Origin of the sequence: Candidatus Methylomirabilis sp. (assembly GCA_036000645.1) — a bacterium.
Taxonomy (GTDB): domain Bacteria; phylum Methylomirabilota; class Methylomirabilia; order Methylomirabilales; family JACPAU01; genus JACPAU01.
Genome location: DASYVA010000039.1, coordinates 1 through 21723 on the forward strand (window position 1 = coordinate 1; position 21723 = coordinate 21723).

The window sequence follows — 21723 nt, forward strand, 5'->3', positions numbered from 1 at the left end:
GGAGCAGCCGGGCCGTGGAGGCCTATGACCCGGTGGCGGATCGCTGGGATCGGCGGGCGTCCCTTCCCACGGGGCGGGATCACCTGGCGGCGGTCGCGGCCTCGGGGCGGCTGTACGCCATCGGTGGTCGGGTCGGGGGAAGCTACGCGCGCAACCTGGCAGTGGTGGAGGCCTACGATCCCGGGGCGGACCGCTGGGAGCGCCGAGCAGACCTTCCCACCCCCCGGAGCGGGATCGCGGCCGCTCTCTGGCTGGGCCAGATCGTGGTCATGGGGGGGGAAGCGCCGAGCGGGACCTTCGCGACGGTCGAGGCCTACGATCCTGTGACGGATCGCTGGGCTCCCGGCCCTCCGATGCCGACGGCGCGGCACGGGCTCGGGGCGGCGGTCCTGGGTCCCGGCCTGTACGCGGTGGCCGGAGGGCCGACCCCCGGTGGCTCCCGGAGCGGTGTCGTGGAGGTTCTCCTCCCTCGGTAGCGGGTGGCCTTGTGCGCCTCGCATCCCTCGGCTAAACTTGCGATGAACCTGCATCGTTGCCCTGCGGGCTCGCCTCCTCCGCGCGCTGCCGCGTTCCGCTCCCGGTGATGGCGGCGCTGTGCTGCCGCTGTGGGCCCATTCCGGAGGCATCAGGGGTGTGGGCAGTGGCGGGCGTGGGGATGGGTTGAGATGAGCCAGGACGGCGCCCACTCCGGCTTGCGGAGGGGGGGGATCGAGCTGCTGGGAATCGGGAAGGCGTTCGGGGGAACCTGGGCCGTGCGAGGGGTGGACCTCACGCTGGGTCCCGGAGAGTCCCTGGCGCTCTTCGGCCCGAACGGCGCGGGGAAGACCACCCTCCTGAAGATCCTCGCCACCCTCATCACCCCCACTCGGGGGAGTGGCCGGGTGGCCGGGTTCGACCTGCGCACGGAGCAGGAGCAGATCCGGGGGAGCCTGGCCCTGCTGGCCCACGGGACACATCTCTACGAGGACCTGACGGTGCGGGAGAATCTGGAGTTCGCCGCGGCCATGCGGCGGCGGGACGGGGTGGGGCTCGGGCCCCTCCTGGAACGGGTCGGGCTGGCCGAGGCCGCGGGGGAGCGGGTCCGGGCCCTCTCGAGCGGGATGAAGCGCCGGTTGGCCCTGGCCAAGGTGATCCTGGCGGAGCCGGCCGTCCTCCTGCTGGACGAGCCCTTCACCAACCTGGACCAGGCGGCCGTGGCCCTCCTGGTGGAGGTTGTGGCCGAGCTCCTCGCCCGGGGGGCGTCGGTCCTGATGGCGACCCATGACCTGGCGCGGGGGTATGCCGCGTGCCGGCGGGCCGCCCTCCTCGTGAACGGGCGCCTCGTCCACGACGGCCCGGCGCGGCCGGGAGGGCTGGAGGTCCTCCGGGCGGCCTACGCCGCCGCCGCCGGGGAGGGGGGCGGGTGAGCGCGGAGCGGGTCTGGGCGATCGCCCGCAAGGACCTCCTCACGGAGGGGCGGAGCAAGGAGACCCTCAACGGGCTTCTCTTCTTCGCCGCCCTGGTCCTGCTGGTCTTCGGGTTCGCCCTCGGGCCGGACCGGGCCCGGCTCACGCAGGCCGCCTCGGGGATCCTGTGGGTCGCCTTCGTCCTCACCGGGCTGCTGGGGCTCACGCGGGCCTTCCAGGTGGAGCGGGAGAACGAGTGCCTGGAGGGGCTCCTCCTCTACCCGGGAGACCGGGGGGCGCTCTATCTGGGAAAGCTCCTGGGGAACATCCTCTTCATGCTGGCGCTGGAGGCAGCCGTCCTCCCCTGCTTCGCCTTCTTCTACAACATGCCCCTGTGGGAGCCCCTGCCCGGGCTGGTCATCACCGCGGCTCTCGGGACGGTGGGGTTCGCCGCCGTCGGGACGCTGTTTTCCGCCATGACGATGCACCTCAGGGCCCGCGAGGTGATGTTCCCGCTCCTCCTGCTCCCCTTCGTGGTCCCGGTCCTGCTCGCGGCGGTCAAGGCGACGGAGGCGTTCCTCCTGGGGGCGGGACGGGCCGAGGCCTTCCCGTGGCTCACCCTCCTTGGCCTCTTCGACCTGACCTTCCTGACCGTATCCCTCTTCGCCTTCGAGTGGGTGGTGGAGGAGTGATGATGGGGTCGGGCCGCTCCCGCCTCGTGACTCCCCTGGGCCTTGCCGCCGGGGCGGCGCTCCTCAGCGGCCTGTACGCGGGACTGGTCCGAGCCCCGGCGGACGTGGTGCAGGGGGAGGTGCAGCGGATCATGTACCTGCACGTCCCGACGGTGCTCGTCGCCTACCTGGCTTTCTTCGTCGTCTTCGCCGGAAGCATCGCCTACCTGGCTACCCGGCAGGAGCGCTGGGACATCCTGGCCCACGCCTCGGCGGAGCTCGGGGTGCTCTTCACGGCCCTCACCATCGCCGCGGGGGCGATCTGGGGGAAGCCGACCTGGGGAGCCTGGTGGACCTGGGACGCCCGGCTCACCACGACCGCCATTCTGCTGCTCATCTACCTCGGGTACCTGCTGCTCCGGGCCGCGGTCGAGGACCCCAGCCGGGGGGCCCGCTACGCTGCCGTGGTGGGGATCCTGGGGTTTCTGGATATCCCCATCATCCACAAGTCCGTCGAGTGGTGGCGGACGCTGCACCAGCCCTCCTCGCTGGCGCGCGGGGCGATTGATCCTGCTCTCCTCTTTCCCCTGCTGCTGAACCTCGCAGCGTTTGCCCTCCTGTACGCCTTCCTCCTGGCGCAGCGGGTAGAGCTGGGCCGTCTCGAGGCGGAGCTCCTGCGCCGCCGGCTGGAGGAGTGACCGTGGGACCCTGGGGCTACGTCAGCGCCGCCTACCTGCTGGCAGGCATCGCCCTGCTCGCCTACCAGGTGCGGGTCCGTCGGCGGCTGGCTGCGGCCCGTCGGACTCTCGCCCGGCTCACGGGAGGAGCACGGCCGTGAAGCCGCGGCACGTCAAGTTCGTGCTGGGCGGCCTGGTGGTCGCGGGGGCGCTGGGCTACCTGATCTTCGGGGGCCTGCAGGAGACCCTGGTCTACTTCGTGACCCCCACGGAGCTCAAGGAGCAGGGGACGAGTGCCGTCGGGAAGGCGCTTCGGGTCGGGGGGATGGTGGAGTCGGGCTCGATCCAGTGGGACCCCCGCACCCTGGAGCTCGCCTTCCGCCTCTCGGACGGCGTCGCAATGGTTCCCGTCCGGCACCGGGGGGTTCCCCCCGATCTGTTTGCTGAGGGACGCGGAGCGGTGGTGGAGGGGACGATCACGGCGGAAGGGGTCTTCCAGGCGAGTCAGATCCTGGCCAAGCACTCCGAGGAGTACCGGCCGCCCCGGGAAGGGGAGGGGAAGGCCGCCCTGCGGGAGCGCTTCCGGTCCCTCCTCCAGGAGAAGCCGGGGTCATGACGGCTCAGCTCGGGCACTTCACGCTGGTCCTCGCCCTCCTGGTGACCCTCTACGGGGCGGTGGCCTTCCTGGTGGGAAGCCGCCGGCGCCTCCCGCCCCTGCTCGCCAGCGCCGAGCGGAGCGTCCTCGTGAGCTTCGGCCTCGTCACGCTGGCGCTGCTCGTCATGGAGTACGCCCTCGTCACCAGCGACTTCTCCATCCGGTACGTGGCCAACGTGAGCACCAAGGCCAGCCCGATCCGGTACAAGATCGCGGGCCTGTGGGGGAACCTGGAGGGCTCCATCCTCCTGTGGGAGTGGCTGCAGGTCCTCTTCATCGCCCTCGTCGTCTTCCGGTTCCGGCGGCGGCCCCACCCGCTCGCCCCCCACGCCTTGGGCGTCCTCATGGGAATTTCCGCCTTCTTCCTGGTCCTCCTGGCGGCCGTCACGAACCCCTTCCAGCAGCACGCCCCGGTCCCGCCGGACGGGCGGGGGCTGAACCCGCTGCTGGAGGTGACCGACATGCTCGTCCACCCCCTCCTGCTCTACCACGGGTACGTGGGGTTTTCGGTCCCCTTCGCCTTCGCCTTCGCGGCCCTGCTCACGGGCCGGCTGGAGAACGAGTGGCTGACCCTCACCCGCCGGTGGACCGTGCTGGCCTGGCTCTTCCTGACCGCCGGGATCCTCTACGGGGGCTGGTGGTCCTACCGGACGCTGGGGTGGGGCGGGTATTGGGCCTGGGATCCGGTGGAGAACGCCTCCTTCATGCCCTGGCTCACCGGGACCGCCTTCCTGCACTCGGTGATGATCCAGGAGAAGCGGGGAATGCTCAAGGTCTGGAACCTGGTCTTGATCACCCTGACGTTCGCGCTGGTCATCTTCGGGACGTTCCTGACCCGGAGCGGCATCCTCTCCTCGGTCCACGCCTTTGCCGAGGGGCCGGTGGGGATCTTCTTTCTCGCGTTCCTGGCGACGGTCGTGCTCGGCACCCTCGGGCTCTTGCTCTGGCGGGCGGAGCAGCTCCGGGTCCCGGGGGAGTTGGACTCCCTCGTCTCCCGGGAGAGCGCGTTCCTGCTGAACAACCTCCTGCTGGTGGCCTTCTGTTTCACCGTCTTCCTGGGGACCATCTTCCCCCTCCTGGCCGAGGCGGTCCGGGGGGTGAAGGTGAGCGTGGGAGCCCCGTTCTTCAACTACGTGAACGTCCCGATCGGCCTCGCCCTCCTCTTCCTCATGGGGGTGGGGCCCGTCATCCCCTGGCGGCGCGCCTCCTGGGCAAGCCTCAGGCGCAACGTCGTCGGGCCGACTGCTACGGCCGCCCTCGCGACGGCTCTCCTGATGGTGGCGGGGGTTCGCGGGTTCTTTCCGGTCCTGGGCTTTGTCCTCCCCGCGTTCGTCGGCGCCACGGTGGTCATGGAGTTCGGGCGGGGGATGCGCGCGCGCCGGCGGCTGCAGGGGGAGGGGTGGGGCACCGCCTTCCGGGGACTGGTCGAGAGGAACCGGCGCCGCTACGGCGGCCTCATCGTCCACCTGGGGGTCGTCCTCCTGACGATTGGGATCGTCGGCTCCAGTACCTACAAGCTGGAGCGGGAGGCGGCCCTCGCGCCCGGGGAATCGTTCCAGGTGGGGCGCTACACGGTGCGCTTCGACGGCCTCGAGGGGGCCGAGGCGCCCACGCACTTCCGCGTCTGGGGGGCCTTCACCGTCAGTACCGACGGCCGGCCCGGGAGGGTCCTGAAGCCGGCGCAGCGGTTTTACCAGGGGTACGATTCCCCCTTCGCCAGCGTGGATGCCCGCTACGGGCTCCGGGAAGACCTCTACCTGATCCTGGCGTCCTTCGCCCGGGACGGGAGCCAGGCGACGGTGAAGGCCCTGGTCAACCCGCTGATCTCCTGGATCTGGCTGGGGGGGGTGGTCATCCTGGTGGGGGCGCTGACGGCCCTGTGGCCCGGCCGGCGAGAGGAGAAGCCATGAGGCGGCGGTCGATGGTCTCGCTGCTGGCGGGTGGCGCGATCCTGCTCGCCTTCCTCCCGGGGGGGGCGGGCGCGGTGCCGGAAGAGGAAGTCCATCACATCGCCATGGAGCTCCGCTGTCCCGTCTGCCAGAACCTCTCGGTGGGGGATTCCCCATCCGAGATGGCGAAGGAGATGCGGGGCCTCATCCGGGAGCGCCTGGAACGGGGCGAGACCCGGGAGGAGGTCCTCGCCTACTTCGTGAGCAAGTATGGCGAGTGGATCCTCCTCTCGCCGCGGGCCAGCGGGTTCAATCTCCTCGTATGGATCCTCCCTCTCGCCGCCGTCCTGGCCGGGGCCGTGGGGATCTTCGTCGTGGTCCGGCGCTGGAACTCGCGGGCCAAGGCCCGCGCCGGGGCCGAAGCGCATCGTTTCCCCGACCCCGCCTCCCTGGAGCGGGTTCGCCGAGAGCTGGAGGCGACCGAAGGGGGGCCTCCGGCGTGACGGTCGCGCTCCTCGCGCTCCTGTTCGCGGTGGCTGCCCTTGCCGTCGCCTGGCCCCTCCTCCGGGGCCACCACCCTGCCGGTGTCCCGCCGGAGCAGGCTCCGGATCCCCGGGGAGAGCTCCTCCGGCAGAAGCGCGATCTGTACGGGCAGATCCGCGACCTGGACTTCGACTTCGCGGCAGGGAGCATCGCGGAGGCGGACTACCGCCAGACCCGCGCCCAGCTCGAGGCGGCAGCCGCCGAGACGCTGCGGGGGCTGGAGACCCTGGGCGCGGGAGCCCCGCTCCCGCCCCCAATGGAGCGCCCCCGCCGGCGCACCGGGGCCCCGGGGGAAGTGCGACCCGGCCCGAGGACCCGCGGCCTGCGGCTGGCTCTCCTCCTGACCGCCATCTTAGCCCTCGGCCTCGCGCTGGGCTACTTCCTGGCCACCTCCCTCGGCCCGCGCGGCCCGGACGGGTCGCCCACCGGGGGCGTGGGCGGCCTCGGGATGGGCCGGGGCAGCCCCGTGGCCGGCTCCGGTCCTCTGGAGGAGGCCCGCGCTCTGGTGGATCGGGGGGAGGTAGGGAAGGCCTTCGAAATCTACCGGGGAATCCTGGAGCGGGATCCCCGGAACGTGGAGGCCATCACCCAACTCGGCGTGATCCTCGCCCGCGCCCGGAGCTTCGAGGAGGCCCACCGGGCCTTCGACAAGGCCCTCAGCATCGATCCGCACGCCCCCCTCCCCCTGTTTGAGAAGGGATTGGCCTACTTCCAGGCCGGCCGCCCGCGCGACGGTGTCAGGGTGTGGGAGACGCTCATCGCCGTCGCCCCGACGGATGCGCGCGCGGCGGCCGCCCGGCAGATGCTCGCGAACGTCCGCGAGAGCATGGGGCGGCCGGCGGAGCCGGGAGCGGTGCCCCGGTGAAGACCCGGCCCGCTGCCGTCCTGTTCGATCTGTTCGATACGCTGGTGGACTTCGAGCGGGACCGTCTCCCCCTGGTGACGGTGGCGGGGAAGGAAATCCGGACCACCGGTGCCGCTGCCCACGCCGCGGTCCGTGAGGCCTATCCCGCCATCTCCCTGGAGCGCTTCACCGAGGCCTTCGCCGAGAGCCTCCGGGAGGTGAATGCGCTCCGGGACCGGGACGGGATCGAGGTGACGGCGGCCGAGCGCATCACCCGCTGCTTCGTGCGCCTGGGCCTCCCGGACACGGAGGGGACGGCTGCCCTCCGGGCGGCGGTGGTGGAGGCCCACATGGGGGCGGTGGCGGCGGCGACCACCTGCCCGCCGGAACGGCGGGAGGTCGTGCGCTCCCTGGCCTCGCGGTACCGGGTCGGCCTGGTGAGCAACTTCGACCACGGCGGGACCGCCCGGGCGCTGCTCACGCGCCACGGCTTCGACGGGATCTTCGAGGTCACGCTGATCTCGGCGGACGTGGGCTTTCGCAAGCCGCGCCGCGAGATCTTTGATCTGGCCTGCCGGGCGCTGGGGATCCTCCCCGCCGCAGGCCTCTTCGTCGGGGACAGTCTCAGCGTGGATGTCGCCGGGGCGCGGGGGGTGGGGATGCCCTGCGTCTGGGTGAACCGGGAGGGGCTGAGTCTCCACCCCGCGGATCCGCAGCCGGACCATACGATCCGGCATCTCCCCGACCTCCTCGCGTTCCTCTAGGCCTTGCTGCCATCCGGGCCTTCCGCTAAGATACCGGGACCACACCGGGGCATCCCGCCCCGCGGCGTCTTCTTGTTCTTCCTCTCTCTCCTGTTCCCCAAAGGAGGCGAGCGATGGCCACCATCCGCTTCGGGGTCTCCCGATCCTCCCCCTGGCGCTGCCTCGTCTGGATCCTGGTGGCGTGGATGGGGGGGCTCGCCGCCGCCCCGGTTCCTGCCGAGGCGGCCCCCGTCCCGACCGCTCTGGCCCTGGCCGCCCCCGACCGCGCCGCCGGGCTCACCGCCATCCAGGGCTTCCTGGAGCGGAAGCTGGTCCGCCAGCGGCTGGCCGACCTGGGCCTCTCGGCGGAGGAGATCCAGGGCCGCCTCCCCCAGATGACGGATGAGCAGATCCATGCGGTGGCCAGCCGTCTCGAGGGATTGCAGGCGGGCGGGGATGGGCTCGGGATCGTCATCGGTGTCCTCCTCATCGTGCTGATCATCATCGTCATCCTGAAAATCACGGACACCAGGATCATCGTGACCAAATGAGGCACGTGCGCCTGGCCGCGGGCTTCCTCCTGCTCGCGGCCTGCGCCGGGCCCTCGGCGGAGGCGCTGCGGGCGGCCGTTGCCGCGGCCCCGGAGGGCGGCCGGATCCTCCCCGTCCCCTTCTTCCCGCAGGAGGAGTACCAGTGCGGCCCCGCGGCGGTCGCGAGCATTCTCGCCTATTGGGGGATCTCGGCCGAGCCCGCGGCGATCGCCGAGGCGATCTACCTCCCCCGGCTCAAGGGGACCCTCAGCCTGGACCTCCTCCTCTACGCGGAGCAGCGGGGGTTGCGGGCTGTGCTGCTCCCCCAGAGCGCCGACGCGCTGAAGGCGGCACTGCGGGCGGGCCGCCCGATCATCGCCCTCCTGAACGTGGGGTCGCGCCTCATACCCACCTGGCACTACGTCGTGGTGGTGGGGTACGCCGATGGGCCGCGTGCCTTCCTGGCCCACGACGGGCGGCACCGGGAGCGGGTCTTCTCCTATGACGACTTCGCCTGGCGGTGGCAGGCGTCGGGTCAGTGGGCGCTGCTGGTGGAACCCCCTCCGGGCAGCCCTGCTGGCGGGGCTCCTCCTGCTTGAGGCCTGCGGGGCCTTCCCCCGCCTGGTTGTTCTCCGGGATCCCCTGAGTCCCGCGGAGCACACGGCGCTGGGGGCCGCCTACGAGGCGCAGGGAAAAGCCGAGCTGGCGCGGGCGGAGTACGAGACAGCCCTGAAGGCGGGGGAGTCGGCTGGCCCCCTTCTGGGCCTGGGGAACCTGGCGGTGGGAGCGGGGCAGCCGGGGGAGGCTGAGGCCTACTTCCGCCGGGCCCTCCGCCAGGACCCGGACAGCGCGCTCCTGCGGAACAACCTGGCCTGGAGCCTCCTCCTGCAGGACACGGGCCTGGAAGAGGCGGAGGCGCTCGCGCGGGATGCCCTCGCCCGCGAGCCCCGGCTCGCCCCCTATGTGCGGGACACCCTGGGCCTGCTGGCGAAGCGGCGGGGGGACCTGGCCGGCGCGCGGGGTGAGATCGAGGCGGCGCTGGCCGCGGCTCCGGAGAGCGAGACCGCCCTCCGGCGCCAGCTCTACGGGCACCTGGCCGGCATCCTCCGGGAGGCGGGGGAGGTGGAGGCCGCGGCCGCGGCGGAACGCGCGGCCGGGCTCCTCGCCCCCTCCGGGACCCCTTGAACGCGCCGGGGGGCCTGGGCTAGACTCGCGGCGCCTACCCATCCGGCCCCGGTGCCGGTGAGCCACCCAAGGAGGTGAGTCATGTCCCACCGACGTTGCGTCGCGCTGGTTCTCCTCAGCCTCGCGCTCGTGTCCGCCTGCCCGGCGGCGGCGACGGAGCTGCGCTTCATGACCGGCCCCCAGGGCGGCTCCTGGTACCCGCTCGGCGGGGCCATCGCCGACATCATCAAGCGGGAGGTGCCGGGGGTCAGCGCCTCGGTCGTCCCGGGCGCGGGCATTGCGAACGTGAAGGGGGTCGAGGTGGGGAAGGCCGAGCTCGGCTTCGGGAACTCCTCCTCCACCGTGGACGGGGTGCTGGGACGCGACCCGTTCACCGAACCCACCCGGAACGTCCGGCAGGTGGCGACCCTCTACCTCCAGTACTTCCAGGTCGTCGTGCGGGAGGACACGGGGATCCGGTCGGTCAAGGACTTCCGGGGCCGGGCCCTGACCACCCAGCAGAAGGGGAACACGGGAGAGCAGATGACCCGCGACCTGCTCCAGATCCACGGCCTCTCCTACAAGGACCTGCGGAGCGTGAGCCACGTCTCCTATAGCGACTCCGTCAGCCAGATGAAGGACAACCACGCCCAGGTCTTCAGCCTGGTGACCACGGTCCCGGCGGGCGCCATCCTGGACGTCGCGGCCTCCCACAAGATCCGCCTGGTCGGGATCACGGCGGCGGACTTCGAGGGCCTCCAGAAGCTCAACCGGGGGTACGCGAAGCGGGTCATCCCGAAGGGGACCTACCCCGGCGTGGAAGAAGATGTCACCACCTTCGGGACATACACGCATCTCATCGCGCGGGCCGATCTCTCGGAGGACCTCGTCTACCGGATCACCAAGGCGCTGCACAAACATGCAGCCGACCTCGGCAACGTGGTGCAGGCCGTGAAGGGCCTCGACCTCAAGGAGCTGGCCTTCGACGTGGGGGTCCCGTACCACCCGGGTGCCGCCAAGTACTACCGGGAGGCTGGCGTCCTGGCCATCCGCTAGCCCTCCCACCGGGGCCGCCCCGGCGGGAGGGCGCCCGCCGGGGCGGTGCTCGGTGACCGCAAGGAGGTCCCGGTGCGCAAGCTCGGGGGTGGGCTCGCCTGGCTGGCCGCCGCGGCCGCGGTGGCCATGTCGGGCTACCACATCTGGGCGGCAGCCTTCGGGGTCCCGGAGGCCATCTACTTTCGCGGGACCCACCTGGCCTTTGCCCTGAGCCTCATCTTCCTCTGGTTCCCCGCCCGCCGTCCTTCCCCGGCGACGCGCCCCACCCTCCCGGGCCTGGCGTGCCTGGCGGCCGGTCTGGCCGCGATCGGGTACCTGTTCGTCTATCACGACTACGTGGTGAACCGGTACATCTGGGTCGATCCCCTCTCGCGGGGCGACCTGTTCTTCGGGATCCTCCTCATGCTCCTGGTCCTGGAGGCGGCCCGGCGGACCCTCGGCCCCGCCCTCCCCCTCACGGCTCTTCTCTTTTTGGGCTACGCCTTCGCCGGGCCGGTCCTTCCCGGGCCGCTCCAGCACCGGGGCTTCTCCCTGGAGCTGGTGGTGGACCAGCTCTACCTCTCCACGGAGGGAATCTTCGGCATCCCGCTCGCCGTCTCCGCCACCTATGTCATCCTCTTCGTCCTCTTCGGCGCCTTCCTGGAGAAGTCGGGGACCGGTCAGTTGTTCACGGACTTCGCCACCGCCCTCACCGGGCATACCGCGGGGGGGCCGGGGAAGGTCTCCTGCGTCTCCAGCGGCCTGTTCGGGACCATCTCGGGGAGCGCGGTGGCCAATGTCATGGTGGATGGCTGGCTCACCATCCCCCTCATGAAGCGGACAGGCTTCCGGCCGGCCTTCGCCGCGGCCGTGGAGGCAGTGGCCTCCACGGGGGGGCAGATCATGCCCCCGGTCATGGGGGCGGCCGCGTTCGTCATGGCCGAGTTCCTGGGCATGCCCTATATCACCATCGCCAAGCATGCCCTCATCCCCGCGCTCCTCTACTACCTGGCGGTGTTCGTCGCCATCCACTTCGAGGCCCGCCGCACGGGGCTCCGGGGACTCCCCCGAGAGGAGCTCCCCCCTCTGTGGCGTGTGCTTCGGACCCGGGGGCATCTCTTCCTCCCGGTCTTGATCATCCTCGGAGTGATGCTGGCGGGCTATACCGCCCCCTATGCGGCCCTCTGGGCTCTGTGGGGAACCGCGGTGTTGGCCGCCCATCCCGCCCTCGCGCTGCCGCTGGGCGTCCTGGTCCCCGTGGGCGCATGGTTCTCCGGCCAGATGCCGTTCCCCTGGGTTGTGGGAGCTGCAGGCTCCGCGGCCCTCGCGAAGGCCGCCTGGCGGGAGCCGCGGCTCGGCTGGCGCCCGCTCGTCCAGGCGCTGGCCGACGGGGCGCGCAACAGCCTGCCGGTGGCCGCGGCCTGCGCCTGCGCCGGGATCGTCATCGGGGTCATCGCACTCACCGGCCTCGGCCTCCAGTTCACCGGCCTCGTCCTGGCGGTGGCCCGGGACTCCCTCATGCCGGCCCTGGTCCTGACCATGGTGGCCGGAATCGTCCTGGGGATGGGGATGCCGACCACGCCGGCCTACATCGTCCAGGCGGCGCTCCTGATCCCGGCGCTGATCAAGCTCGGCGTCCTGCCGATCGCCGCCCACCTTTTTGTCTTTTACTTCGCCATCATCTCCGCCATCACCCCGCCGGTGGCGATGGCGGTCTACGCCGCCGCCGGCATCAGCGGCTCGAACCTCTGGCAGACCGGACTCGCCGCCGTCCGACTGGGCGCCACCGGCTTCGTCGTCCCCTTCATGTTCGTCTACGGCCCCTCCCTCCTCTTCATCGGAGACTGGTTCACGGTGGGGACGACCGTGGTCTCGGCGTCGGTCGGCGTCACCGCGCTGGCGGCGGGACTGCACGGGTACCTGTGGCGCACCCTGTATGTGTGGGAGCGAGTGATGCTGGTGGCCGGGGCCCTCCTCCTGATCAAGCCGGGGCTGCTCACGGATCTGGTGGGTGCGCTCCTGCTCGCCGGCGTCCTGGCGGCCCAGCGTCTCCTGCCGGCCCCTGTCGCGCCCGGCCCGGTCGCGGGGCCCGAGCGGCCAGCCGTGGTCCTGGAGGCGGAGAAGATCGAGCGGGCTGAGCACAGTCTCTGAGACGCCATGCGCGGAGGGAGACCATGGGGAAGGAGTTGGACGGGATCATCGTTGCACTGGTCACCCCCCTGACCCCCGATGAGCGTCTGGACGAGGGGGCCTTCCGCAAGCTGGTGAGCCACCTCCTCGCGGAGGGGGTCCAGGGGCTCTTTCCGGCGGGGAGCACGGGGGAGTTCTACGCCCTCACGGACGAGGAGAAGCGCCGCCTCATCGCCTGGTGCATCGAGGAGGCGGCCGGGCGGGTGCCGGTCATGCCGAACGTGGGGACCGTCACCACGGCCGAGTCGGTGGCGCTTGCCCGCGAAGCCGAGGCGATGGGGGCCGATGCGGTCTCGGTCATCACCCCCTACTACTGCCGGCCGTCGCAGGCCGAGCTGTTCGACCACTACGCGGCGATCTGCCGCGCGGTCCGGATCCCGGTCCTCGCCTACAACAACCCGGAGCGGGCCGGGGGGGTCGCCCTCGCGATCGAGACGATCCTGCGCCTGGCGGGCGCCTGCGAGAACTTCGCCGGCATCAAGGACAGCACCGGGGACCTGACCCAGACTGCGGAGCTGATCCGCCGCTGCCCGCCGGGGTTCAAGGTCATCATGGGGCGGGATACGCTCATCTACGGGGCGCTGGCCTACGGGGCCGCGGGGGCGGTGGCCGCCACGGCGAACGTGGCCCCCCGTCTCTGCGCGGCGATCCACGCCGCTGCCCTCGCCGGGGACTTCCCGGGAGCGGCCGCCCTGCAGCGGCAACTGGCCCCCCTCAGGCTGGCCTTCGGCATCGGGACGTTCCCGGCCATGCTGAAGGAGGCGCTGGTGATGCAGGGGCTCCTCCCCTCCGCGGCCTGCAAGCGGCCGGTGGGGCCCCTTTCGGCCGAGGAGCGGGCCCGCCTGCGCGGGGTGCTGCAGGAGGTGGGGGTCCTGTGAGCAGGGGATCCTTCACCGTCTGCCTGACGGAACCCATCCATCCGGATGGCGTGGCCCTCCTGGAGCGGGCGGCGACGATCCGGTATGCGGCGGCCCACGATGAGGCGGGGCTGGCCGCGGCGTTGGCGCCGGCCGACGGGCTCATCCTCCGGGTGAAGGGGCGCGTGACGGAGTCCCTCCTCTCCCGGGCCCCGCGCCTCAAGGTGATCGCCCGGCACGGGGTCGGGGTGGACAACGTCGATGTGGCCGCCGCGACGCGGCGGCGCATCCCGGTCTGCGTGACCCTCGGGGCCAACACCGACGCCGTGGCGGAGCACACCTTCCTCCTCATGCTGGCGGTGGGGAAGCGTCTGCTGGCGGTGAACGCAGGCGTCCGGCAGGGGGCCTGGGAAGCCCTCCGCGGAAGACTGTACACGGGGCTCACCGGGCGAACGTTGGGCATCGTCGGGATGGGGCGCGTCGGGGTGCGGGTGGCGGAACTGGCCGCTGCCTTCGGGATGCACCGGGTCGCCTACGACCCCGCGCTCTCCCCCGAGGAGATCCGGCGGCGGGGCGCGGAGCCGGTGGCGTTTCCCGATCTGCTGCGGGCGGCCGACATCGTCACGCTGCACGCTCCGCTCACCGCCGAGACCCGCCACCTCATGAACCGGGAGGCGTTCGCCCTGATGAAGCCGGGGGCGATCCTGGTGAATACGTCGCGGGGCGGGGTGATCGACGATCACGCCCTGGCCGAAGCCGTCCGGAGCGGGCGGCTCGCCGGGGCCGGGATTGACGTGACGGAGCCGGAGCCTCCGGCCCCGGGAAACCCCCTCCTCGCCCTCGAGCAGGTCCTCATCACTCCCCACATCGCCGCCCACACGGAGGACAGCATGCGGCGCATGGCCGTCACGGCTGCCGAGCAGGTCCTCATGGCCCTCGAGGGAAAGCGCCCCACCATGGCGATCAACCCCGAAGTCTGGAGCACATGAAGGTTCAGACGCCATTTTCCTGGTCCCGAATCGACACTCTACTCCGGCCGGGTCTCATGGAACGGGGGGGCCGGGTCCAGACGGGTCCATTTTTCCGGTGGTTACCGCGCTCCGCTTGCTCACACCTTATCCACAGCCGGGGATTCCGTGAGTTGCATCCACTGCCGGGGCGCCCCGTCCCGGGATCATCACAGGGGCGTGAAGCGTATAACTATTTAGAATTACAGGATAGATCTGCTCTTCAGAATGGATGAAGAGGGAAGACGTCCCTCAGGACCGGCGCTGGGAATGGCGGATGGGGTTATCCACACGAGACTTTTTCGCCATTGGGCATCCAAACCGGTGTTGGCTTAAAGGCCCATCGGGCACGGATTTTCGGCCGTCTTCACCGGCTGTCCCTTGAAAATGCCAAGCCCCGGCAGGAGGCCGGGGCTTGGTGGAAGGAACTCGTTGGCTGCGGTCAGTCGCCGAAGGGGGTCGCGCGCTCCTGGGGGCACTCGCCGGGGCTGAGCCCGAAGAGCCAGGGCGTGATGCAGAGGAAAAAGGTTCCCGGCTTGACGAGGGCCAGATCGAGGGCGACCCCGACCGGGTGCAGCGCATAGCCAACCGGCCGGAAAAAGTAGTCGTTATATACGGTTTCATCCACCTGTTCTGCCGCGACTGGGCCGGCGCAGAGGATCCCCGCCAGCACAATCGCCATTAGGACCGCCACTCGTTTCCTCACCAGTGACCTCCTTTCATTGGATCTACCGGGACTGGATTCTGGTCAGAAACCGGCCTGGGCGCCGTGGCCTGCTGAGTGCAAGAATTGGACCCGGCTCCCCGCTGGGGCGCTGGGCATTATGCAAGGCCTCGGGATCCGCCGCAAGGGGGATTTTTCCCCGCCTTGGCAATCCGGTGCCCTCGGGCTAGAATCCCCGTCAAGGCTGTCATGCGCTTTCCGAAGCCCCTCCGCGACCCCCTGGCCCACCTCGTTGTCTCGGCGGTGACCGACCCGACCCGCGCGGCTCCCCTCTGGGCATTTCGCCACTTCTGCCATCTCGCGCTCCGGTCCCCCGACGGCAGCGTCCGGGCTCGCACGCTGGAGACCCCGCCCCCGCGCCCCCCGTGGATGGCGAGTTCCCCCGTCCGCGAGGCGCTGCGCGACATCCCGGTCCTGGCCCCCGTCTCCGACGGCCGGCTGGCCCTGGCCCCCGCCTACGCCCAGTACCTGCCGGCGGTCGCGGAACGGGTGGAGGCCTACTGGGCCGCGGCGGAGTCGTTCGCCGCGCGGGGCGGGCCCCGGCGGTCGGGGCTGGCGGGCACCCTGGAGTCCGCGGCGGCCCTCTACAACGCGCATCTGTACTTCGAGACTCATGAGCTCCTGGAGCCGGTCTGGATGGAGCAACCGCGGGGCCCCGATCGGACCGTCCTGCAGGGGATCATCCAGGCGGCCGTGGGGCTCTACCACTTCCAGCTCGAAAACTGGCGGGGCGGCGTCCGGGTCCTGGGATATGGCCTGCGCAAGGCCGAGGCCGGCCGCCCGGACTTTCATGGCCTGGTCATGGACGAGCTCCTGGACGGCCTCGCCGGTTGCCGGGAGGCGGCGCAGGCGGTTCTGGAAGGGGAGCGGACCGCCTTCCCCTGGGAGGCCGTTCCCCCGATGCGCTTCGCTCCGGGCGGGGAGGGGCCGTGATCCGCCTGGCGGATGTCTCCAAGATCTACCGGGATGGCAAGGTGGCGGTGTCGGCGCTGGCGGAGGTGAGCCTCACGGTGGCACCCGGGGAGTTCGTGGCCGTCATCGGCCCGAGCGGCTGTGGCAAGAGCACGCTGCTGAACCTCGTGGCCGGCCTGGACCGGCCGACCCGCGGCACCCTCGTGGTGGAGGGGGTGGACCTCACGCGATGCGACGAGGCCGCCCTCAGTCGGCTGCGGCGCGAGCGGATCGGCATCGTCTTCCAGTTCTACAATCTCCTGCCCCATCTGACGGCCCGGGAGAACGTAGCCCTCCCCCTGCTCCTCAACGGGACCCCCATCGATCACATCGCCAGCCGGGTCGAGGAGGAGCTGGCGGCGGTGGAGCTGCTGCCCCGCGCCGACCACTTCCCGCATGAGCTCTCGGGCGGGGAGATGCAGCGGGTGGCCATCGCGCGGGCCCTCGCGCCGCGCCCGGCCCTCCTGCTGGCCGACGAGCCGACCGGGAACCTCGATAGTCACCTCGGCGGGGCGGTCCTCGCCCTGCTCCGCCGCCTGCACCGCGCGCGGGCGTTCACGGTCCTGCTGGCGACGCACAGCCCCGAGGCTGCCGCCGTGGCCGACCGGGTGATCCGCCTCCGGGACGGGCGCCTGGAGGGGGCGTGATGCGGCGGCTCTCCCGACTCGTCGCGCTTCTCCTCCTCCGCCCCCTGCGGCGGGAGGCGTTCCGGGTCACGGTCAGCGTCCTCGGCGTCGCCCTCGGGGTGGCCGTCCCCGTGGCGATCCGCCTCGCGAACGAGAGCGTCCTCTCGGCCTTCGCCCGGGGGGTGGACGCCGTGGCCGGCCGCGCCGGCCTCACCGTCCACGCGGGCGAGCTGGGGGTGCCGGAAGAACTCTTTTCCCTCCTCCGAGCCGATCCGGCGGTAGCGCACGCCTCTCCCCTCATCCAGGTGCTGGCACCGGTCCAGGGGATTGCCGGCGAGTTCCTCCTGGTGCTGGGCGTGGACCTCCTCTCGGAGCGGTCGTTCCGCGACTACCGCCTGGCAGATCCCCCGCCCGGGCTGGATCCCCTGGCACTCCTGGTGGAGCCCGACGCCATCCTCGTGGCGGCCCGGTTCGCCGAGGCGCACGGCCTTGCGGCAGGCGGGCGCTTGACCCTCCTCACGCCGGCGGGCCCGCGCCCCTTCAGGATCCGCGGGCTCCTGACGGCCGAGGGGCCGGCCGTCGCCCTGGACGGGCGCCTCGCCCTCCTGGACATCGCCACGGCGCAGGTCGCATTCCAGAAGCTGGGGCGCCTGGACCGGGTGGACCTGCTCCTCAAGCCGGGGGCCGATCCTGCGGTCGTCGCCGCCCGGCTCCGGGCGAGGCTCCCCGCCGGCCTCGCCGTCGAGCGGCCCGCCGCCCGGACCGCCCAGGTCGAAGAGATGCTCGCCTCCTTCCGACTGAACCTGACCGTCCTCAGCCTCATCGCCCTGCTCACCGGCTGCTTCCTCGTCTACAACACGATGGGCATCGCCGTCCTGCGGCGGCGCCGGAGCCTCGGTGTCCTCCGGGCGCTCGGCTTCAGCCGCCGGCAGGTCGCGACCCTCGTCGCCGGCGAGGCCGCACTCCTCGGGGCGGCGGGGGGCCTGCTGGGTACCCTCGCCGGGGGAGCCCTCTCCCGGGCAGCCGTCGTGGCGATGGCCCGGACGGTCTCCCAGCTCTACGCCTTCGTGCGGCCCGAGCCGCCGGCCCTCACGGCGGGGACGGTCGTGCTGGGGCTCCTGGCCGGTCTCGTTGCCGCGCTCCTGGCGGCGGTGGGTCCGGCGCGCCTGGCGGTGGCCGTGAGCCCGCGGGAAGCCATGACGTCTGCGCCGCTGCTCCGCCGCCCGCGGACGGCCGCCGCGGCCGCAGGCGGCGTTGCGCTCCTCGGGCTGGGGCTTCTGCTCGCCCGCCCGGGCCCGATCGGGACTCCGCCCGTGGGGGGCTACCTGGCCGCCCTCGCCGTCGTCCTGGGGGGAGCGCTCCTGACGCCGGCTCTCCTCCTGGCCCTGGCCGCCGCCGGGCGGATTCTCCTCCCCGCTCTTCCGGTCCCGGCGAGCCTTGCCCTCCTCTCCCTGCGCCGCGCCGTGCGCCGGAACGCGGTGGCCGCCTCCGCCATGATGGTGGGGCTGGCCATGCTGGTCAGCGTCTCCACGATGATCCGATCCTTTCGGGCGACGGTGGAAGCCTGGATCGGGCAGAGCGTTCGGGCGGACTTCGTCCTGAGTCCCGCGGGCCGCTACCTGAAGGGGGCCGACGGGCGCCTCCCGGCGTCCCTCCTCCAGACTTTGGCGGCCGTGGAGGGGGTGGAGGCGCTGGATCCCTTCCGGGGCATCCGGGTGGAGGATGGGCGGGGGGGCCGGTTCCTTCTGGCCTCCGGCGACTTCGCCGTTCATGCCCGCTACGGCCGCCTCCTCATGGTGGACGGGGATGCCCCCGCCATCCTGCGGGCGGCGCGGGAGGCAGGCGCGGTGGTCATCTCCGAGACCTTTGCCCTCCGCTACGGGGTGCGGGTGGGCGAGCAGATCAGCCTGCCCACGCCGCGCGGTCCCGTCCCGGTCCCGGTCGCGGGCATCTTCTACGACTACACCACGGAGGGGGGACTGGTCGTCATGGACCGGTCCCTCTTCACGCGGCTGATCGGGGACCCCTTCCTGAGCTCGATTGGCATCTACCTCACACCGGACGCCGATCCCGGGGTGGTCCGTCGCCGGATCCTGACGGCCGTGCCGGGGCGGGAGGATCTCCTGCTGCTGGCGAACCGGGCACTCAAGGCCCGGGTCCTGGAAATCTTCGATCAGACCTTCGCCATCACCTACGCCCTGGAGTTCATCGCCCTGCTGGTAGCGGCCCTCGGCATCCTGAACGCGCAGATGGCGGCGGTGCTGGAGCGGCAACGCGAGTTGGGGATCCTGCGGGCGCTGGGCCTGAGTCGAAGACAAGTCCTCGCCACGGTCCTGGCGGAGGCCGGGCTGCTGGGGATCGCGGCCAATCTCCTGGGGGCTGCCGTGGGCCTTGCCCTCTCGATGATCCTGATCTACGTCATCAACTTCCAGTCCTTCGGCTGGTCTATCCAATTTCACTTCCCGACCCGCGAGATGGTGCAGGTCACGGCCCTTGCGCTCGCCACCGCCCTGGCAGCCGGCGCGCTGCCGGCCTCCGTGGCGGCGGCACTTCCCCCGGTAGACGCGCTCCGACACGAGTAGGCGCCTTGACAGGCCGCGCCCCGGCCGGTAGGCTCGGGCGCGGTCCCCGGCCCGGAAGGAGGTTGGGCCTGCCGTCCGGCCCGCGAGAGGAGGCTTCCCGCGTGGAGGATCCAAGCCACACGTTCGTGGGCGAGACGCACTTCCTGCGCGATCTCGCCGCGCGGATCTCCCAGCGCTACAACCTCCCCGGCGCCCTCACGGTGGACCTCGTCCGGACCACCGAGGACGCGGGACCGCCCTACCGCCTCACCCTGGCGGTAGGGGAGGGGAAGGATCCCTTCGGTTCCGTGGACGTGACAGAGGGGATGCTCGCGCGCTGTCGGAGCGATCTGGATGTCCAGCGCGAGCTGACCTCTCGCATCATGTCCGCCATCGAGCTGAGCCTGCGCGTCGCGCCCACAGCCGAGGCCCCGCCCGGGCCCCCCTTCCGAGTGCGCGACCCTCGCTTCCCCCTCACGGTCCCGGTCCGGATCACGGTGCAGGAGGTCCCCGGCATTCCGGCGCCCCGGCGCCTCGAGGGGCTCACGGCGAACGTGAGCGAGGGGGGCGTGGCCGTGGACCTGCCGGACCGCTTGCAGCCCTGGACCCCCCTCTCGCTGCGGGTGGAAGCGGAGGATCAGCCTGTGACGTTGGAGGCCATGGTCGTCTGGGCCGCCGATGATCCGGCCGCTGCCGGCAGCCCGGTCCGCCACGGCTGCATCATCGTGGCGATGGATCCCGGCGAGCGGGAGGTCTGGCGCCGGCTCCTCCAGGGCTTCGGCTACCGGCGTCCCTACACGCGCCGCCACCCCCGCTATCCGTTGGCGGCTCCCGTCCTGTGCAGCGTGGAAGCGGTCGCGCCTGCGCTGGAAGGGGAGGCCGAGAACGTGAGCGAGGGGGGGCTCCTGGTCCGGCTCCCCCTTGCCCTCGGAGTGGGGGCCACGGTCCAGGCCACCCTCCGCCTCGGCGACGCGGTCCTGGATCGCCCGGCCCGCGTCATGTGGGTCCTGGGGGCGACGGGCGACGACGGCCAGCGCATCTACCGCCACGGGCTCGAGTTCAGCGGCGAGCCGCTCTCTCGGGACGTGGTTCTCCAGCTCTACTTCCTGGCGCAGGCGCGGGGGGGCCCCGCGTGAGTCCGCGGGATTCGGCGGCCGGCGATCGGGCCGGGACGCCGGGGCGACGCCGCTTCCCCCGGTTCGAGCTCTACCTGCCGACGGTCATCTGGTCCGGTGGACAGGAGTTGCCCGGGAAGGCCAAGGACCTGGGGGAGGGTGGGGCGAAGCTCCTCCTGGCGGAGGCCCTCCCGGTGGGGACCGGCGGGACCCTCCGGCTTGAGGGAGGGACTGAGGCGGTCCAGGCGATAGCGCAGGTCGTCTGGCTGGGACCTCCCGAGGTGAGCGACCTGGGCGCGCGCCTCGTCCCCCATGGGCTGGCCTTTCCGACACCACTCGGCCGGGAGACGGTGGAGGCGCTGGTCACCGCGCAGATCCGGCAGGGCAAGGTCCCCGCCCACCCGCGGGTCAACGTCCGCCTCCCGGTAGAATACCAGCTCACCGCGCCGGCCATCGCTTCTTACTGCCTCAACATCAGCCAGGGGGGTATCTTCATCCGGACCCCGGACCCGGCGCCCCTGAATCGGGAAGTCATCATCCGCTTTCGCCTGCCGGACCTGGACCGGGAGCTCCGGATCCACGGGCGGGTCGTGTGGAGCAACCCGACCCCCGCGGCCAACCCCTTCCCGCCGGGAATGGGGATCCAGTTCCTGGGCCTGGACGAGCAGACCGGCCACCTCATCGGAGGCTACGTGGAGCAGCTCCGTGCCCGGGGGGGCGGGGAGCCGGAGATGCTTCGTCCGTGGTACGTCGATCGGGAGTGGGGGAAGAGCCGATGAGGGCCGGGCCCCCCCCGTGAGCGGGCGAGGCCGGGGACCCTCCGCGGCCCTGGCCCTTCTGCTGGTCGTCCTCTGCGGAGCCGCCGCCCCGCCCCCCTTCCAGAAGACCCTCCCCGGCTACCGGTTCCAGTTCCCCCGCGACCACGCCGCCCACGACGCCTTCCGCACCGAGTGGTGGTACTACACCGGGCACCTCCGGACAGGGCGGGGGGCCGCGTTCGGGTTCCAGGTGACCTTCTTCCGGGTCGGAATCGCCGAGGCGCGGGAGAGCCCGTCCCGGTGGGCGCCGCGCAACCTCTACCTGGCCCACTTGGCCCTGAGTGACCCCGCCCGCCGCCGCCACCGGCTCGCGGAGCGGGTAGGGCGGGAGGCGCTGGGGCAGGCCGGCGCCCTCGCCGACCGGTACCGGGTCTGGCTCGGCGAGTGGGAGGCGGCCGCGGAGGGGGAGACCCACCGGGTGCGCGCGGCGGCGGAGGAGTTCGGCCTGGACCTCACCCTGACTCCCGAGAAGCCGCCGGTCGTCCACGGCAAGGACGGGATCAGCCGCAAGGGCGCCGCCGAGGGGCACGCCTCCCACTATTATTCGCTGACGCGCCTGCGGGTGGCCGGCACCCTCACCCTGGAGGGGCGCCGCGCGCCCGTCACCGGCCTCGCCTGGATGGACCACGAGTTCGGCTCGACGGAGCTGTCGCCCGAGCAGGTGGGGTGGGACTGGTTCAGCGTCCAGCTCGAGGACGGGACGGATCTCATGCTTTACCTCATCCGCCACCGGGACGG

At 71.8% G+C, this 21723-nt stretch carries 24 protein-coding genes; 23 read left to right on the forward strand and 1 reads right to left on the reverse strand.

Annotation, left to right across the window (positions count from 1 at the left end; all coding sequences use genetic code 11):
* From VGT06_02160 to VGT06_02240, 17 genes are all read left to right on the forward strand, one after another.
* Window positions 1-476: galactose oxidase (locus tag VGT06_02160; GenBank protein ID HEV8661937.1), on the forward strand; the 476-nt coding region annotated here is incomplete at its 5' end.
* Between the two features lie 189 nt (window positions 477-665).
* Entirely contained in the window at window positions 666-1406 is a 741-nt protein-coding gene (gene ccmA, locus VGT06_02165) for a heme ABC exporter ATP-binding protein CcmA (GenBank protein ID HEV8661938.1), read from the forward strand.
* Entirely contained in the window at window positions 1403-2077 is a 675-nt protein-coding gene (locus VGT06_02170; protein ID HEV8661939.1) for a heme exporter protein CcmB, read from the forward strand. The genes ccmA and VGT06_02170 overlap by 4 nt, the downstream gene beginning before the upstream one ends.
* Window positions 2077-2754, forward strand: coding sequence for a cytochrome c biogenesis protein CcsA (ccsA, locus tag VGT06_02175; GenBank protein HEV8661940.1), 678 nt, complete (start codon window positions 2077-2079; stop codon window positions 2752-2754). Before VGT06_02170 ends, ccsA begins: the two co-directional genes overlap by 1 nt.
* Before the next feature lie 2 nt (window positions 2755-2756).
* Window positions 2757-2894, forward strand: a complete 138-nt coding sequence (locus VGT06_02180) for a hypothetical protein (protein HEV8661941.1) — start codon at window positions 2757-2759, stop codon at window positions 2892-2894.
* Window positions 2891-3349, forward strand: a complete 459-nt coding sequence (ccmE, locus tag VGT06_02185; protein HEV8661942.1) for a cytochrome c maturation protein CcmE — start codon at window positions 2891-2893, stop codon at window positions 3347-3349. Before VGT06_02180 ends, ccmE begins: the two co-directional genes overlap by 4 nt.
* A complete protein-coding gene (locus VGT06_02190; protein ID HEV8661943.1) occupies window positions 3346-5298 on the forward strand; it encodes a heme lyase CcmF/NrfE family subunit in 1953 nt (650 codons plus the stop codon). The genes ccmE and VGT06_02190 overlap by 4 nt, the downstream gene beginning before the upstream one ends.
* Window positions 5295-5780, forward strand: coding sequence for a cytochrome c-type biogenesis protein (locus tag VGT06_02195; GenBank protein HEV8661944.1), 486 nt, complete (start codon window positions 5295-5297; stop codon window positions 5778-5780). The genes VGT06_02190 and VGT06_02195 overlap by 4 nt, the downstream gene beginning before the upstream one ends.
* Window positions 5777-6685 carry a tetratricopeptide repeat protein gene (locus VGT06_02200; protein ID HEV8661945.1) on the forward strand — a complete coding sequence of 303 codons (909 nt, stop codon included), beginning with the start codon at window positions 5777-5779 and terminating at the stop codon, window positions 6683-6685. The genes VGT06_02195 and VGT06_02200 overlap by 4 nt, the downstream gene beginning before the upstream one ends.
* The gene (locus VGT06_02205) at window positions 6682-7428 is read left to right on the forward strand and encodes an HAD family hydrolase (protein HEV8661946.1); all 747 of its coding nucleotides are present in this window, start codon (window positions 6682-6684) and stop codon (window positions 7426-7428) included. Before VGT06_02200 ends, VGT06_02205 begins: the two co-directional genes overlap by 4 nt.
* Window positions 7429-7541: 113 nt before the next feature.
* Complete coding sequence (locus tag VGT06_02210; GenBank protein ID HEV8661947.1) at window positions 7542-7958, forward strand: PA2779 family protein; 417 nt, start codon at window positions 7542-7544, stop codon at window positions 7956-7958.
* Window positions 7955-8536: a C39 family peptidase gene (locus VGT06_02215; protein HEV8661948.1), complete on the forward strand. Its 582-nt coding sequence runs from the start codon at window positions 7955-7957 to the stop codon at window positions 8534-8536. The genes VGT06_02210 and VGT06_02215 overlap by 4 nt, the downstream gene beginning before the upstream one ends.
* On the forward strand, window positions 8439-9122 hold the full coding sequence (locus tag VGT06_02220; GenBank protein HEV8661949.1) for a tetratricopeptide repeat protein: 684 nt from the start codon (window positions 8439-8441) through the stop codon (window positions 9120-9122). Before VGT06_02215 ends, VGT06_02220 begins: the two co-directional genes overlap by 98 nt.
* A gap of 81 nt (window positions 9123-9203) precedes the next feature.
* Window positions 9204-10157, forward strand: coding sequence for a TAXI family TRAP transporter solute-binding subunit (locus VGT06_02225; protein ID HEV8661950.1), 954 nt, complete (start codon window positions 9204-9206; stop codon window positions 10155-10157).
* A 72-nt stretch (window positions 10158-10229) separates the two neighbouring features.
* Window positions 10230-12287: a TRAP transporter permease gene (locus VGT06_02230; protein HEV8661951.1), complete on the forward strand. Its 2058-nt coding sequence runs from the start codon at window positions 10230-10232 to the stop codon at window positions 12285-12287.
* Between the two features lie 23 nt (window positions 12288-12310).
* Window positions 12311-13204 (forward strand): 4-hydroxy-tetrahydrodipicolinate synthase, encoded by an 894-nt coding sequence (gene dapA, locus VGT06_02235; GenBank protein ID HEV8661952.1) that lies wholly within the window; start codon window positions 12311-12313, stop codon window positions 13202-13204.
* Entirely contained in the window at window positions 13201-14172 is a 972-nt protein-coding gene (locus VGT06_02240) for a hydroxyacid dehydrogenase (protein HEV8661953.1), read from the forward strand. Before dapA ends, VGT06_02240 begins: the two co-directional genes overlap by 4 nt.
* A gap of 460 nt (window positions 14173-14632) precedes the next feature.
* On the opposite strand, the gene VGT06_02245 is transcribed toward VGT06_02240, so the two are convergent.
* Window positions 14633-14896, reverse strand: a complete 264-nt coding sequence (locus VGT06_02245) for a hypothetical protein (protein HEV8661954.1) — start codon at window positions 14894-14896, stop codon at window positions 14633-14635.
* 207 nt (window positions 14897-15103) lie between these two features.
* Here VGT06_02245 and VGT06_02250 point away from each other — a divergent pair, with 207 nt between their 5' ends.
* From VGT06_02250 to VGT06_02275, 6 genes are all read left to right on the forward strand, one after another.
* Window positions 15104-15847, forward strand: coding sequence for a DUF309 domain-containing protein (locus VGT06_02250; protein HEV8661955.1), 744 nt, complete (start codon window positions 15104-15106; stop codon window positions 15845-15847).
* Window positions 15844-16512, forward strand: a complete 669-nt coding sequence (locus VGT06_02255; protein ID HEV8661956.1) for an ABC transporter ATP-binding protein — start codon at window positions 15844-15846, stop codon at window positions 16510-16512. The genes VGT06_02250 and VGT06_02255 overlap by 4 nt, the downstream gene beginning before the upstream one ends.
* Window positions 16512-19073 (forward strand): FtsX-like permease family protein, encoded by a 2562-nt coding sequence (locus VGT06_02260; GenBank protein HEV8661957.1) that lies wholly within the window; start codon window positions 16512-16514, stop codon window positions 19071-19073. Before VGT06_02255 ends, VGT06_02260 begins: the two co-directional genes overlap by 1 nt.
* Before the next feature lie 101 nt (window positions 19074-19174).
* Complete coding sequence (locus tag VGT06_02265; GenBank protein HEV8661958.1) at window positions 19175-20188, forward strand: PilZ domain-containing protein; 1014 nt, start codon at window positions 19175-19177, stop codon at window positions 20186-20188.
* The gene (locus VGT06_02270; GenBank protein ID HEV8661959.1) at window positions 20185-20946 is read left to right on the forward strand and encodes a TIGR02266 family protein; all 762 of its coding nucleotides are present in this window, start codon (window positions 20185-20187) and stop codon (window positions 20944-20946) included. The genes VGT06_02265 and VGT06_02270 overlap by 4 nt, the downstream gene beginning before the upstream one ends.
* A gap of 16 nt (window positions 20947-20962) precedes the next feature.
* On the forward strand, window positions 20963-21723 hold a 761-nt coding region (locus tag VGT06_02275), incomplete at its 3' end, for a lipocalin-like domain-containing protein (GenBank protein ID HEV8661960.1).